The organism is Salinicola halophilus, from assembly GCF_003206155.1.
Taxonomy (GTDB): Bacteria; Pseudomonadota; Gammaproteobacteria; order Pseudomonadales; family Halomonadaceae; genus Salinicola; species Salinicola halophilus.
Genome location: NZ_PZJV01000001.1, coordinates 1,683,125 through 1,696,484 on the forward strand (window position 1 = coordinate 1,683,125; position 13,360 = coordinate 1,696,484).

13 protein-coding genes are annotated in these 13,360 nt (G+C 65.6%); 9 read left to right on the forward strand and 4 right to left on the reverse strand.

The window, feature by feature from the left end; all coding sequences use genetic code 11:
• The first annotated feature begins 25 nt into the window (after positions 1 to 25).
• The gene (locus DOM33_RS07495) at positions 26 to 691 is read left to right on the forward strand and encodes a GntR family transcriptional regulator (protein WP_110667274.1); all 666 of its coding nucleotides are present in this window, start codon (positions 26 to 28) and stop codon (positions 689 to 691) included.
• Positions 692 to 725: 34 nt separating this feature from the next.
• On the opposite strand, the gene rluF is transcribed toward DOM33_RS07495, so the two are convergent.
• Positions 726 to 1,898, reverse strand: coding sequence for a 23S rRNA pseudouridine(2604) synthase RluF (rluF, locus tag DOM33_RS07500; protein WP_110667276.1), 1,173 nt, complete (start codon positions 1,896 to 1,898; stop codon positions 726 to 728).
• Positions 1,899 to 2,444: 546 nt separating this feature from the next.
• Between rluF and DOM33_RS07505 the strand changes: the two genes are divergently transcribed.
• The gene (locus DOM33_RS07505; RefSeq protein ID WP_110667278.1) at positions 2,445 to 3,437 is read left to right on the forward strand and encodes a Bug family tripartite tricarboxylate transporter substrate binding protein; all 993 of its coding nucleotides are present in this window, start codon (positions 2,445 to 2,447) and stop codon (positions 3,435 to 3,437) included.
• A 58-nt stretch (positions 3,438 to 3,495) separates the two neighbouring features.
• Here DOM33_RS07505 and DOM33_RS07510 read toward each other — a convergent pair whose 3' ends face one another.
• The gene (locus DOM33_RS07510; RefSeq protein WP_110667280.1) at positions 3,496 to 4,161 is read right to left on the reverse strand and encodes an IclR family transcriptional regulator; all 666 of its coding nucleotides are present in this window, start codon (positions 4,159 to 4,161) and stop codon (positions 3,496 to 3,498) included.
• Positions 4,162 to 4,292: 131 nt separating this feature from the next.
• Between DOM33_RS07510 and DOM33_RS07515 the strand changes: the two genes are divergently transcribed.
• From DOM33_RS07515 to DOM33_RS07545, 7 genes are all read left to right on the forward strand, one after another.
• Complete coding sequence (locus DOM33_RS07515; RefSeq protein WP_110667283.1) at positions 4,293 to 5,453, forward strand: CaiB/BaiF CoA transferase family protein; 1,161 nt, start codon at positions 4,293 to 4,295, stop codon at positions 5,451 to 5,453.
• Between the two features lie 14 nt (positions 5,454 to 5,467).
• A complete protein-coding gene (locus DOM33_RS07520; RefSeq protein WP_110667285.1) occupies positions 5,468 to 6,316 on the forward strand; it encodes a citryl-CoA lyase in 849 nt (282 codons plus the stop codon).
• A gap of 120 nt (positions 6,317 to 6,436) precedes the next feature.
• Positions 6,437 to 7,537 carry a serine hydrolase gene (locus DOM33_RS07525; protein WP_162617924.1) on the forward strand — a complete coding sequence of 367 codons (1,101 nt, stop codon included), beginning with the start codon at positions 6,437 to 6,439 and terminating at the stop codon, positions 7,535 to 7,537.
• 130 nt (positions 7,538 to 7,667) lie between these two features.
• Positions 7,668 to 8,822, forward strand: a complete 1,155-nt coding sequence (locus tag DOM33_RS07530; RefSeq protein ID WP_239495284.1) for a serine hydrolase — start codon at positions 7,668 to 7,670, stop codon at positions 8,820 to 8,822.
• Positions 8,823 to 8,960: 138 nt separating this feature from the next.
• A complete protein-coding gene (locus tag DOM33_RS07535; RefSeq protein WP_110667289.1) occupies positions 8,961 to 9,674 on the forward strand; it encodes a dienelactone hydrolase family protein in 714 nt (237 codons plus the stop codon).
• A gap of 307 nt (positions 9,675 to 9,981) precedes the next feature.
• Positions 9,982 to 10,230: a GlsB/YeaQ/YmgE family stress response membrane protein gene (locus tag DOM33_RS07540; RefSeq protein ID WP_110667292.1), complete on the forward strand. Its 249-nt coding sequence runs from the start codon at positions 9,982 to 9,984 to the stop codon at positions 10,228 to 10,230.
• A gap of 232 nt (positions 10,231 to 10,462) precedes the next feature.
• Positions 10,463 to 11,077, forward strand: a complete 615-nt coding sequence (locus DOM33_RS07545; protein WP_110667294.1) for a flavin reductase family protein — start codon at positions 10,463 to 10,465, stop codon at positions 11,075 to 11,077.
• 55 nt (positions 11,078 to 11,132) lie between these two features.
• Here the strand turns inward: DOM33_RS07545 and DOM33_RS07550 are convergent, their stop codons facing one another.
• Both DOM33_RS07550 and DOM33_RS07555 read right to left on the reverse strand, forming a co-directional pair.
• Positions 11,133 to 12,938: a sensor domain-containing diguanylate cyclase gene (locus DOM33_RS07550; protein WP_110667296.1), complete on the reverse strand. Its 1,806-nt coding sequence runs from the start codon at positions 12,936 to 12,938 to the stop codon at positions 11,133 to 11,135.
• 4 nt (positions 12,939 to 12,942) lie between these two features.
• Positions 12,943 to 13,359 (reverse strand): type 2 periplasmic-binding domain-containing protein, encoded by a 417-nt coding sequence (locus tag DOM33_RS07555; RefSeq protein ID WP_110667298.1) that lies wholly within the window; start codon positions 13,357 to 13,359, stop codon positions 12,943 to 12,945.
• Position 13,360 lies beyond the last annotated feature (1 nt).

The window sequence follows — 13,360 nt, forward strand, 5'->3', positions numbered from 1 at the left end:
CCTCCATTCCCACTGCTGGAACCGAATGTTCACGACCGACATCGAGCAGATACCCGGGCGACGCACGCTCTGGGAACAGACCGCCCAGCGCCTGCAGACGCTGATCGCCAACGGCACGATCGCGCCGGGGACACGACTGACCGAGAACGCGCTCGCCGAGCAGCTCGGGGTCAGTCGCGCCCCCCTGCGCGAGGCGATTCGGCATCTGATGAATATCGGACTGCTGATCAGCGAGCCCTACAAGGGCGTGCGGGTGCTCGAGCTGACCCGCGAAGGGCTGCATCAACTCTACGAGTACCGCACCGGGATCGAGCAGATGGCGTTCCGAAGCCTCTGGCCCAAACGCAGCAGCGATAGTTTCGCGGATCTCGACCGCCGCCACGCCCGGCTGCTCGAGGCCATCGACAGCGGCGACAGCGCGCTTGCCATCGACCGTGAGCTGGAGCTGCATCAGTGGTGCTACGAACTCAGCGGCAACGCCCTGCTGATCGACGCCTGGGGACGGGTCAAGCCGCACCTGCGCTGCTATTTCGTCCTGCATCAGCGGGCACACAACCGATCCGGCCCGGCACGCCAGTCCCACGACCGCTACCTGGAGCACGCCAAGGGGGAGTCCCTGCCGGCGGCGCTCGACTTCATCGAAGCGCACATGAAGCAGGGGTTCGATCAGGTCATCGCCCACGTCGGCTGACGCGGCACAGAGGTCGGCACCGCAGGCCCGCGCCTCAGCGCTTCTTGCGGCCCTGCGGTGAACGGCCGGCACTCTTGCCGCTTCGGCGGGTATCGGGCTTGCCCGATTTCGATGACGCGGCCTTGGGCTGGCTCGGCCCGCCGTTGCCGGACTTCGCGGCGTGTCGCCCAGCCGACTTGCCCTTGGCGCCAGGCTTGCCTTGGGTCGCGTTCGGATTGCCTTGGCCGCCGGGTTTTCCGTTCGCCGCCGGCTTGCCCTTGGCGCCAGGCTTGTCCTTCGTTGCCGATTTGGCCGACCCCGGCGCCCCCGATTTGGCAGCGTGCCGCCCGGCCGGGCCACCCTTGCCGCCCCCTCGAGGCGGTTTGTGCTTCGCCCCGCCGGCGGGTTTGGCGCCGGCCGCGCTCTTGCCCGACGCCTGACCGGCACGCTTCGCGGCCGCTTTCGAGGCCGACTGGGTGCGGGGCGACTGCCCCTTGTCGGCTACCTTCTCGGACTGCCGGGTCAGCGCGAGGATGCCGTCGATCTCTTTCTCGGTGAGGTCCCGCCAGTCCCCGAGCGCCAGTCCCTTGAGCGAGACGTTCATGATGCGGGTACGCACGAGCTGCGTGACCTCGAAGCCGAAGTACTCGCACATGCGGCGAATCTGACGATTGAGCCCCTGCACCAGCGTGATGGTGAAGACGAAGCTCGACACTTTCTCCACCCGGCAGCGCTTGGTCACCTGACCGAGGATCGGCACGCCGTTCTGCATGCCCTCGATGAAGGCGTCGGTGATCGGCTTGTTCACCGTCACCCGATACTCCTTCTCGTGGTTGTTGTCGGCGCGCAGGATCTTGTTGACCAGATCGCCGTTGCTGGTGAGAAAGATCAGCCCCTCGGACTCCTTGTCCAGCCGTCCGATGGGAAAGATACGCGCGCCGTGACCGACGAAATCGACGATGTTGTCCTTTTCGCTCGACTCCGTGGTGCTGACGATGCCCACCGGCTTGTTGAGCGCAATGAGCACGAAGTCGTCTTCCGCCGTCGGCTCGATCTCCTGGCCGTTGACCCTGACCCGATCCCCCGGCCCGACCTGATCGCCGGTCGTCGCCCGACGCCCGTTGATCCAGACGTTGCCCTGCTCGACGAACCGGTCCGCCTCGCGCCGGGAGCACATGCCGCTTTCGCTGATGTACTTGTTGATGCGGGTGGATGTGCGTAGCGACATAAAACACCGTGCGGCTGGATGAAGTGACTGAGTGAAACGGAACGGGTTCCGACCTCTGACCTGCCGAGACCGGCCAGGCCAACCGGGACGAAGCCCGCCTCCGACGCCCGAGTATATCGAGGCTTGCCACCGAAGCAGAACCGACCGGCGAAAACGGCGTGACGAATGGCCGTCGCTCGATAGCGCTTGCACGCCTGCGCCTCCTCTCTTATCCCCGAGTTGGGCCGCTTCCTCGCGCTATCGGCCCGCCACTGTTGGACCTCAGGCCGAGAAACGACACCCCGGTCGCGAAGCCATGCCTCGGTCGAGAAACGACACCCCGGTCGCGAAACAGGCACCGGCTCGCGGATGACGTATCCGACGACGACGTCGGTGTCGGGGCGCCGAACCGACTTTCCGCGGGAAAAGTTCTACCTGAAAGAATCGAATGGCGCCTGAGAGCATTCTTTAGTCGCAACCCGTGATCAATCGATTGACCCCTCCGATGGGCGAACGTAGTTTTTTACTGCTGGAACACGTTCTACCAAACAGAATAACGGAGACGCCATGAAACGTTTGTTCCCGAAGCCTACCGCGCTGTGTCTCGCGCTCTCGATGGCGTCGCTGCCGCTCTTCGCGATGGCCGCGGGCCCGAGCGGCAAGATCGACTGTATCGCGCCCGCCAACCCCGGCGGCGGCTGGGACTTCACCTGCCGTAGCGTGGGCCAGGCACTCAGCGAAACCGGCATCATCGATGGCAGCGTGCAGACGACCAACATGCCCGGTGCCAGCGGCGGGGTCGCCTATTCGCACGTCGTGACCAAGCGCGCCGGACAGAACAACGTCATCGTCTCCGCTTCCACCGCCACGACCACCCGCCTGGCGCAGCGCCAGTTCCCCGGCATGAACGCCGACATGGTCAACTGGGTGGGCACCGTGGGTGCGGATTACGGCGTCATCGCGGTGCGCAAGGACTCTCCCTATCAGAGCCTCGACGAACTGCTCGATGCGATGGAAGAACGCCCGGGCAGCGTGAGCTTCGCCGGCGGTAGCGCCAGCGGCGGCTGGGATCACCTCAAGGTGCTGATGATGGCGCGAGCCGACGGCATCCAACCGCTCAACAAGGTGAAATACCTACCGTTCGATGGCGGTGGCGAGGCGATGACCCAGGTCGTCGGCGGCCATATCGATGCGTTCTCCGGGGATGCTTCCGAGACGCTCGGTTTCGTGGCCTCCGGTGATCTACGCGTGCTTGCCGTACTGGCGGACGAGCATCTGCCCGGGGCGCTCAGCGACGTGCCCACCGCCAAGGAGCAGGGTGTCGATGTCGAAGGGATCAACTGGCGCGGCTTCTACATTCCGGCCGAAGTTGCCGAAGCGGACGTGGCATGGTGGGAAAATGCGCTGCAGGATCTCTACGACAGCGAAGAGTGGAAGAAAGTCATGGCGCAGAACGGCCTGATTCCTTTCGATCGTCGCGGCGAGGCCTTCGACGACTACGTCCACCAGCAGATCCAGGATATCGAAGAGATCTCCCAGGAGGTCGGCCTGATCCAGTAAGTGCGGCTCGCCCGGCGGGGCTATCGCACCGTCGGGCAGTATCGGTTCCGCCGAGGGCTCAGTCCGTACGCAGTCCGCGCGGCCACTGTCGTTCCAGGCGCGGCGCGTACTGAACCAGCAGCGGGGCGTGGCGATCCTTGGCCGTCGCGTTGAACCGGTCACTGGGTCCGGAGAGCGCCAGCGCGCCCATGAGCTCGCCCTCGCCATTGTAGATACCGATGGCCGCCGCCGACAGCCCCGCCTGTCGCTCGCCGCTGGAGACAGCGACCTGGCCGCGCGGCGTTTCGTAATTGAGCACACGCCCGGCGGCGCCTCGACCCAATGGCAGCCGGATGCCCTCCTCGAGATGATGCCTCACCTCGAGCCGTCCGTTCTCGCGCAGGCGGCACACCCGATGGTCACCGTCGCGCACATAGAAAGACGCCGTCTCCTCGCTGGCATCGCGCAGCGATTCGAGGATCGGCCGCACCAGATTCTCCAGCTGCGGGCCGTCTCCCGCCAGCGGGGCCAGACGCGACAGGGCCGGCCCAACGCGATAGATACCGCGCTCGTCGCGAGTGACGTAGCCGAAATGCTCGAGGGAAGCCATCAGCCGCAGGATGGTGCTCTTGTAGAACCCGGTCGCGTTGGCCAGTTCGGTCAGCGAGAACTCCCGCCGCTCCGAGGAAAACGCTTCGAGTAGGGTCAATGCTCGCTCGACGGCCTCGACGCGACGCTGAGCCATGGGGCGCTCCTTTCTGCCTGAGGCATCTGAGGTCTAATGAAGGAAGGATGTTGCGATAGGCAAAACACTATTGCAACCGGCCGGCGGCCAATCTATTCTTCCTGAAAGAATCAGTTTCACTAGGGGAAACCATGTCGTCTCCGTTATCGGGTTACCGGGTTCTGGATCTCACCAACGTTCTGGCCGGGCCCTTCTGCTGCCATCAGCTCGCCCATCTCGGTGCCGAGGTGATCAAGGTGGAGCGCCCCCAGGGCGGCGACCTGGCCCGTCAACTGGGCGCCGACCCCACGCTGAATCTCGATCTCATGGGGGTATCGTTCCTGGCGCAGAACGCCGGCAAGCGCTCGGTGACGCTCGACTTCAAGCGCCCCCGGGACCGGGAGCGTTTCCTCGACCTGGTGGCCAGCGCCGACGTGCTGGTCGAGAACTTCCGGCCCGGCGTCATGCAGCGACTGGGACTGGGATTCGACACGCTCAAGCAGCGCAACCCACGGCTGATCTACTGCGCCATTTCCGGTTTCGGCCAGGACGGGCCGCTTGCGCACTACCCCGCCTATGATCAGATCATTCAGGGCATGGCGGGCGTCATGAGTATTACCGGCGACCCGGACAACGCCCCCTATCGCGTCGGCTACCCACTGGCGGATACGGTCGGCGGACTGACCGCCGCCATGGCGATCAACGCCGCGCTGGCCGAGTCGCCGCGCACGGCGCGGTTCATCGACATCTCGATGCTGGAGTCGGTGCTGGCCACCATGGGCTGGGCGGTCTCCAACCTGCTCATTGCCGGCAAACCGCCCACGCCGCTGGGCAACGACAACGTCACCGCCAGCCCATCGGGGACCTTTCGCACCCAGGATGGCCTGCTCAACATCGCCGCCAACAAGCAGGAGCAGTTCGAGGCGATCTGCCATCTCCTCGAGCATCCCGAGTGGCTCTCGGACGCCCGCTTCGCCGAACGCCAGTCGCGTCTGACGCACCGGCGAACGCTCAGCGATCTCATCGAAGCGGCCCTCGCCGCCAACACCACCGAATACTGGTGGCCGCGACTGGTCGAGGCCGGCGTCCCCGCGGGGCCGGTCTACAGCGTCGCCCAGGCACTGGCGCATCCGCAGGTTCGCGATCGCGGCATGATCGAGCGCTTCGACCCCTCGCCCATCGGCAAGCCGCTGGAGGTGGTCAGCGGCGGCTATCGCATCGATGGCAAGGCGCCCCGCGTCGCCTCACCGCCCCCACGCCTGGGCCAGGACAACGACGCGCTCTTCCCCGCCCACGCGGCCAACGACGAATGAACCGGAGCTCCCTCATGACCGATGCCCAAGCGCCCCAGCATCAGACGCCCGAATATCAGGCCCAGCAGTGGTGGAAGACCGACATCATCGACATGCGCCCCGGCGAGATCCGCTATCGCGGCTATCCCATCGAGGAGTTGATCGGCAACGTCGGCTTCGCCGACATGGTGTGGCTGATGACGCGTGGCGAGCTGCCCACGCGGGCGCAGTCGGCGCTGCTGGAAGCGGCGCTGATGAGCGCGGTCGATCACGGTCCGCAGGCGCCGAGCATCGCCATCGCCCGCATGGCGATGACCTGCGGCAGCAGCCTCAACAACGCCATGGCGTCGGCGGTCAACGTCCTGGATGACGTTCACGGCGGTGCCGGCGAGCAGGCCATCGAGCTGTATCAATCGATACTCGAGCATCAGATTCGCGGCCGCGTTCTGACGGAGGCGGTCGAACGGGGCATCGCCGACTGGCAGCGAGATCGAACCCGGATCGTTCCCGGCTTCGGCCACCGTTTCCACCCCGTCGACCCTCGCGCGCCCAGACTCTTGCAGCTCGTGGAACAGGCCTCGAGCCGCGGCGAAGTGGACGGTCAGTTCGTCGCCATCGCCCGCGAGGTCGAACGCCAGCTCATCGCCATGAAGGGCAAGCCGATCCCGCTCAACATCGATGGCGCCACCGCCGTCATCTACGCCGAACTGGGGTTCCCGGCCCCGCTGGCGCGAGGGCTTTTCTGTCTTTCGCGCTCGGTGGGCATTCTCGCCCACGCCTGGGAGCAGCAGTGCCAGGGCGGGCGGAACAAGGGGCCGATGCCCAAGGGCTGGCTGTGGCCCTACGGCGGCCCGGCCCAGCGGCCGGTGCCGGACAGGGCCTGAGGTCGCCGCCGCTGAACGGGCGAGGTAATTTGCCATCGACTCCTCTACGCTGATCTTCAGGTTCCTTTCGTCGACCATGCCAAGGATTCAGCTATCGCTTCCCTGCGTTTCGTCACCCGCTTGCTGCCGGCAGGCTTTCTGCCGGCAGGCTTTCGCCGCGCCGCGCTGACGCCGCTGCTCGCCGGCGCACTCGTTGTCTCTGCCCACGCGCAGGATCTGCAGGACGACATCGCCGCGACGCCGATTCCCACCTGGCCGGATCGGCTGACGGCGGAGGTCGCACGAATCGACGCCGAGTACCCCGGCGAGATCGGCGTCTACGTCCAGGATCTCGACGACGACACCCGTTTCGCCTATCGCGCGGATCAGCCCTGGTATCTCGCCTCGATGATCAAGGTGCCGGTAGCGCTTGCGCTGATGCGCGAAGTCGACGCCGGCAACCTCACCCTCGACGACACCATGACGCTACGGCAGAGCGACTACGTCGACGGCGCCGGGGAGACCAACTGGCACGGCGTGGGGGAGACGCTCAGCCTGCGCTGGCTGCTCGAGCAGATGATCACGCGCAGCGACAACACCGCCACCGACATGCTGATCCGCCGCGTGGGCGTCGAGACGGTGAACGACAATCTGGATCGCCTGATCGGCCCGGGGATCGGCACCATCACCACCCTCGCCGACGTGCGTCGCCACGCCTACGCCGAATTCCATCCCAACGCCTTCGACCTCGACGGGCTCGAGTTCCTCGACATTCGCAAGGCGACGCGTGAACCCGCGCGTCTGGCGGCCATTTCGCGCTTCATCGGCGTGCCGGTGAGCGACTTTCAGGCTCGCGATCTCAGCCAGGCCTTCGACCGCTACTACGAGACCGGGCTCAACGCCGGTCGGCTGGACAGCGTGGGCCGGCTGCTGGCGATGATCGAGCGCGGGGAGACGCTGTCGCCGGCGAGCACGCAGACCCTGCTCGCCGTGATGGAGCGCACCCGTACCGGCGCGAATCGCCTGCGCCGGTCCTGGCCCGACGACGTCGACTTCGCTCACAAGACCGGCACGCAGCGCAGCCGATTCTGCGACGGCGGTATCGCCAGCCGCGACACGGCCGAAGGCGTCAGGCGCGTCGTCGTGGTGACCTGCGCCAAAGGCACGCTGTCGATGGCCCCGGCGGAGCGCGCGATGCGCGATGTCGGCGCGGCGGTCTGGGAGACGGGCCTGCTGAACTGAGCGGCCGCGCCAGGACGGTCGCGGTCGAGACATTTCACAACGAAGCCTGAAGACGGACGGACGAGGCCGCCGAAGACACATCGAGCCTCCGAAGGCGACGGAAGGACTCTCACACACGAGAAGAAAAACGATGCCGAATCGCTCCTTGTTCAAGCGCTCCTTCTCCAACCGCGCATCCCCTAACCCCGCCTTCCCCAGGCGTTCCTTGCGCAATCTTTTCCTGTTCGATCGTTCGACCTGGATGCTCGGCGCCCTCTTGATGCTTCCACTCGCCGCCGACGCGCAGACCACTTGGGAGACGCGTCTCGGTGAACGCATCGCGACGCTCGACGAGGAGGCCGCCGGCGAGCTCGGCGTTTTCATTCATCGCCTCGAGGACGACACCACCCTCGGCCACAAGAGCGACCGGCTCTGGTACCTCTCCTCGGCGGTCAAGGTGCCGATCGCGATCGTGCTGCTGCAGCAGGTCGAGAACGGCGAACTCTCCCTCGACGACGAACTGACGCTGGAGGCGTCCGACCGCATCGACGGCGCCGGCGAACTGCTCTGGATCGATCCCGGCGCGAGCTATTCGCTCGATAACCTGCTCGAGCGCATGCTGATCGACAGCGACAACGTCGCCACCGACATGCTGATCCGGGCGATCGGCGAAGAGACCCTCAACGAGCGCATCGCCGACATGACTCGCCGCGGTTTCTTCCGCGACGGCGGTTTCGAGCCGATCACCACCCTCGCCGAGGTGCGCTACGGGGTCTACGGCGAGATCCATCCGAAGGCCCGCGAGCTCGACCGCGAGACGCTGATCGAAGTCGCCGCTGCCAACATCGGCCCCGAGCGAGTCGAGGCGCTGCGCCGCGTGCTGGATGTGGAGGCCGACGCGCTCGAAACCGAGGACATGACCGAGGCGTATTCGCGCTACTACGACCGCGAGGTCAACAGCGCCACGCTGGAGAGCTACGCGGGGCTGCTCACGGCGTTGGTTCGCGGCGAGCTGCTCGACGACGCGCATCGCCAGCTGCTGTACGAGAATCTCAAGCTCGACACCTACGACGCCTATCGTCTGGAAGGCGGGCTGCCACGCGAGGCGGCGTTCATTCAGAAAACCGGAACTCAGCACCGCCGCGCTTGCCATATGGGCGTGGTCGAGCCCACCGATCCGGATCGGGCGATCGTGATTACCGCCTGCACCGAGGCGATGGATGAGGCTGCCCCCTCCGAGGCGCTGCTCAAGCGGGTGGGCGAGGCGATCGCCGAAACGATGCTGGAGAGCGACGAGGCGGCATAGAGCGAAAATTCATTCGCTTGCTACACTTTCACCCCGGCCATACCACGGCCCGTCGTCCTGTTGCGGCGGGTTTTCACCGCTGGTTTCACGACCGGCTTTCATCCCGGCCACAGGCATCAGCACTGCAAGGAGAATGGCATGTCTCAGACGACCATCAAGACCGAGTGGATCGACGTCACCGCCGAAGACGGCAAGACGTTCAAGGCTTATCAGGCGCTACCGCCCAAGGGTAAAGGCCCGGGCATCGTGCTGATCCAGGAGATCTTCGGTGTGAACGCCCACATTCGCGGCGTCGCCGAGCAGTACGCGATGGACGGCTATACCGTCATCGCCCCGGACATGTTCTGGCGTGAAGAAGCGGGCGTGGAACTCGGCTACGACGGCGACGACTGGAAGGAAGCGGTGGCGCACAAGAACGCGCTCGACTTCCCCACTGCCGTGAGCGACCTGCGCGCCGCGACCAAGGCGCTGCGGGCAAGCCCGGCCTGCGACGGCCCCGTCGCCTCCGTCGGCTACTGCCTGGGCGGCGTGCTCTCCTATCTCTGCGGGCTGGACGCCGGGGTCGATGCCGCGATCTGCTACTACGCCGGCGGCGTGACCGAGCATCTCGGCCGTGCCGATGAGCTCAAGGTGCCGACGCAGTTCCACTTCGGCGCCGAGGACGACCACATTCCGCTCGAGCACGTCGAGCAGACCCGCGAGGCCTTCACCGGTCGCGACGACGTCGAGGTCCATCTCTACGACAACGCCGAGCACGGCTTCAACTGCTGGGCGCGGGCGAGCTACAACCAGCACGCCTCCGCACTGGCCCACGGGCACACGCTGACGTTCCTGGCCAGCCGCACACAGTGAGCGGACCCGGGATGCGCCAAGCGACGCCGGCTCGTCGCGTCGTGCGTGTCGGTCGAGTAGCCGCTCGGCGCGATCACCGTCGGTGGGCATCGGCGTCGTAGAAAGCGCAGTAACGCCGCAAGAACAGTGCCGCAGCAAGAGAAGCGTCGTAAGGAGCGCGGCGCGAGAGGAAGGACGACGTCGTACGGTTAGCGATATTCTCCAAGGGCGGCGATATAAGCGCTTGTCGATAGCCGCCACGCCGACTAGCTTTCGTCAGGCATGCAGGGAGAAAGCATGCTCATCCGAATGAGCTAGGAGAGGCACTATGGGAATCATTGCATGGATCATCTTCGGTCTGATCGCTGGCGCCATCGCCAAACTGATCATGCCGGGCAAGGATCCGGGTGGCTTCATCGTCACCATCATCATCGGCATCCTGGGTGCCGTGGTCGGTGGCTGGATCGGAACGGCACTCGGCTTCGGCAGTGTCTCCGGTTTCAACTTCGGTAGCTTCGTCGTCGCCGTCATCGGTGCCATCGTCCTGCTGATTCTCTATCGCGTCATCCGTAAGTAACGCGTCACTGGCGGTACTGTGTTGTTGCGCCCGACCCGGCTCTCGCCGCGTCGGGCGCAATCATTCGGGTGGCCAGTCGGATGGCCCGACCCGTGAACTCAACGGTGAACGCTGTCATCTTTGTCACCTCGCGGCCCCGATCGCGGACTGGCTCGCCGACGCGGCTCTCATCGCGTTTTTCGCTCTTCGATGGCGACTTTCCTTTCCATTCAACGTCTTCGGAACGCTTTTCATGACTTCGCATTTCTATGAACCCGCCAACGGCCACGGCCTGGCTCACAACCCGTTCAAAGCGATCGTCGGCCCCCGCCCGATCGGCTGGATCTCCTCCCGGGATAGCCAGGGGCAGCTCAATCTCGCCCCCTACAGCTTCTTCAATGCCTTTGCCGACACGCCGCCGATCATCGGTTTCGCCAGCGCCGGCTATAAGGACAGCGTGCGCAACATCGAACAGACCGGTGAATTCTGCTGGCATCTGGCGACGCGAACGCTCGGCGAGGCGATGAATCAGAGCGCGGCCACGGTGGAACCGAGTGTGGATGAATTCGATCTCGCCTCGCTGACGCCGGCGGCATCGAAAGTGGTCGGCGTGCCCCACGTTCAGGAAGCCCAGGTCGTCTTCGAGTGCCGCCTGAGCCAGTGCCTTCGGCTCACCTCTGCGGCCGGCGAGGCGATGGACAACTGGCTCGTATTGGGGGAAGTGGTCGGCGTGCATATCGACACCGCCCTGATCGACGACGGCGTCTATCAGACCGCGGCCGCGCGGCCGATCCTTCGCGGTGGCGGGCCGGGCGACTACTTCGAGATCAGCGACGAGGCGCGATTCGAGATGCGTCGGCCGTCTTGAATCGGGTTCGCGATCAGCGACGAGGCGCGGTTCGAGATGCGCCGGCCGTCCTGAATCAGGTCGTTTCGAACTCGGGGGTGTAGAAACGCCAGGTGTTGCGCCCGGCGCGCTTGGCGGCATACATCGCCCGATCCGCGAATTCCACCGCCTGCTGCGGGTCTTCGGTATCGACCCCCAGGGTCGAGATGCCGATGCTCACCCCGAGTCGGACCCGCGCTTCTTCGCCCTCGCTCAACGCGAGAGGCGTCGCCAGACGGTGGAGGAAGCGCTGAATGAGCGTGACCACCTCGTCGCGGCGATCGCACCCTTCGAGCAGCACGACGAATTCGTCGCCGCCCAGCCGCGCGATATAGTCCCGCTGGCGCAGCAGGCTCGAGAGCGTCGCGGCAGCATGCAGCAGCACGCGGTCGCCGGCCTGATGGCCGTAGGTGTCGTTGATCTGCTTGAAGTGGTCGAAGTCGAGCATCAACAGCGCGTGGCGCCGGTCGGGGTAGAGGCGGTGATGACGAGTCATCACCGCCAGCCGATGCTCGAACCCGCGGCGGTTGCCGAGCCCGGTGAGCGAGTCCGTCATCGCCATCTGCGCCGCCGTCTCGGCGGCGCGCTTGCGCTCGGTGACATCGTGAGCCACCCCCTGTAGCCGCCCGGTTTCCAGCGGGCTCACCAGCAGGCTAATCCAGCGCGGCGTGCCATCGTGCGTCACCTCGCAGAGGTATTCGCGCTGCTCCTCTCGCTCACCGCTTTCCTCTCGTCCACTGATTCCCTTTCGTCCACCGTCACTCTCTCGTTCGCCATCACCCGCTCGTTCGCCATCACCCGCTCGTTCGCCGTCACCCGCTCGTTCAGCGTATTTTTCCGGCCCGCCGCGCCCTGCCCGCTCGCTGCGTTCCTCCGATTCATCGCGCTCGTCTCGCTCACCGTGCCCGCGCGGGCGCTGTCCGCTATCGACGATTCGCCCGGGCGTGGCATAGCTCGGCGCCAGCGTGGTGAAGGCGATGGGCTCGGCGTCGAGATTGCGATCCGGGTCAATGCCAAACAGCCGTCGGAAAGCAGGGTTGGCCGAGCGCATCAGCCCCTCGCCGTCGAGTTCGAAAAGCCCCGCCTCGACGTTATCGAAGATCGCGCGGTATCGACGCTCCTCGACTTCGCGTTCCAGCCGTAGACGCCGCTCCTGACCGAGACTCTCGACGAGGTTGTCGATCATCACGTTGACGCTCGCGACCAGCGTACCGATCTCGTCATCACGGTTGCCGGGTGGCGCCTGCAGCTTCTGGCCCGTTTCCGCTTCCAGCTCGCTCAGTCGATGCGAAAGCTCAGCGATAGGGCGGGTCACGTAGCGCGCCACGACGACCGTGACGCAAACGCCGATGCCCAGTAGCTGCAGCAGCAGCGCCGTCCCGATGAAGGTCGAGGCCTGCGCGACCATCAGGTCGAGTTCTTCCTGGTCCGGCTCGACGGTCATGCGGCACACGGTCTGGTCGGGCTCGAACGGCGACGCCACATCGCGCACGACCAGCGGAATCGTGGTATCGCCGAATTCCGGCCCACTTCGCCCCGTGGCGAGCACCTTGCCGTCGCTTGCGCGAATCGTCACGGCGTTGACGATGTTGTTGCTCAAAAGCCCTTGGCTCACCTCTTCGGCCATGCGCTCGTCGCCCAGAAAACAGGCGATCTGCGCGGTTCGCTCCACCGTGGTGATCAGCTCCTGCAGCCGCACCTGCTGGGTCTTGTGCACGTTGGCGGCGCGCAGGTGGACGGCCACCCCCAGAAACAGCCCGCCGAGCAGCGCCACGATCAGCACGATGATCGCGGTGGTCCGAAGCGCCAGGCGCGTATGCAGCAGCAGCAGCAGGCGAGACATGGGGTTATTCGCCGAGCGTGAGCACGACACGCATGTCGTCGGTCGCCGAGGCGCTGTCGATGTAGCTCAGCGCATTGGCGTTATGGGTAATCAGCTGACGCACGTCCGCGGCACTATCGCTCTGCTGAGGCGGCGAGGCCTCGCCGGAGAACACCAGACGCGCCCAGTAGGAGTTGATCTCGGCCAGATCCTTGTCGACCAGGGCGCGGTAAAAGCGTGCCTTGAGCGTACTCTGATCGATCGGCAGGGCCAGATCGCCGTTGGGCAACTTGCGGTAGCGCCCCATGAAGATATTGATCGCCTCGCTCCGCGTCAGCGTCGTCACCCCGCTGTCGGGACTGACCACCACCGCAATGTCGGCACTGACGGGGAGCGCGACCGCAAGCGTCGAGGCGAGTAGAAACGTTCGGACTCGGTTCATG

What these genes read in the sequence shown, in the direction of transcription:
- DOM33_RS07505 (WP_110667278.1), top strand. Translation starts at nt 2,445, where the DNA reads ATGAAACGTTTGTTCCCGAAGCCTACCGCGCTGTGTCTCGCGCTCTCG.
- DOM33_RS07495 (WP_110667274.1), top strand. Translation starts at nt 26, where the DNA reads ATGTTCACGACCGACATCGAGCAGATACCCGGGCGACGCACGCTCTGG.
- DOM33_RS07515 (WP_110667283.1), top strand. Translation starts at nt 4,293, where the DNA reads ATGTCGTCTCCGTTATCGGGTTACCGGGTTCTGGATCTCACCAACGTT.
- DOM33_RS07510 (WP_110667280.1), bottom strand. Translation starts at nt 4,161, where the DNA reads ATGGCTCAGCGTCGCGTCGAGGCCGTCGAGCGAGCATTGACCCTACTC.
- DOM33_RS07530 (WP_239495284.1), top strand. Translation starts at nt 7,668, where the DNA reads ATGCCGAATCGCTCCTTGTTCAAGCGCTCCTTCTCCAACCGCGCATCC.
- rluF (WP_110667276.1), bottom strand. Translation starts at nt 1,898, where the DNA reads ATGTCGCTACGCACATCCACCCGCATCAACAAGTACATCAGCGAAAGC.
- DOM33_RS07550 (WP_110667296.1), bottom strand. Translation starts at nt 12,938, where the DNA reads ATGTCTCGCCTGCTGCTGCTGCTGCATACGCGCCTGGCGCTTCGGACC.
- DOM33_RS07520 (WP_110667285.1), top strand. Translation starts at nt 5,468, where the DNA reads ATGACCGATGCCCAAGCGCCCCAGCATCAGACGCCCGAATATCAGGCC.
- DOM33_RS07545 (WP_110667294.1), top strand. Translation starts at nt 10,463, where the DNA reads ATGACTTCGCATTTCTATGAACCCGCCAACGGCCACGGCCTGGCTCAC.
- DOM33_RS07540 (WP_110667292.1), top strand. Translation starts at nt 9,982, where the DNA reads ATGGGAATCATTGCATGGATCATCTTCGGTCTGATCGCTGGCGCCATC.
- DOM33_RS07555 (WP_110667298.1), bottom strand. Translation starts at nt 13,359, where the DNA reads ATGAACCGAGTCCGAACGTTTCTACTCGCCTCGACGCTTGCGGTCGCG.
- DOM33_RS07535 (WP_110667289.1), top strand. Translation starts at nt 8,961, where the DNA reads ATGTCTCAGACGACCATCAAGACCGAGTGGATCGACGTCACCGCCGAA.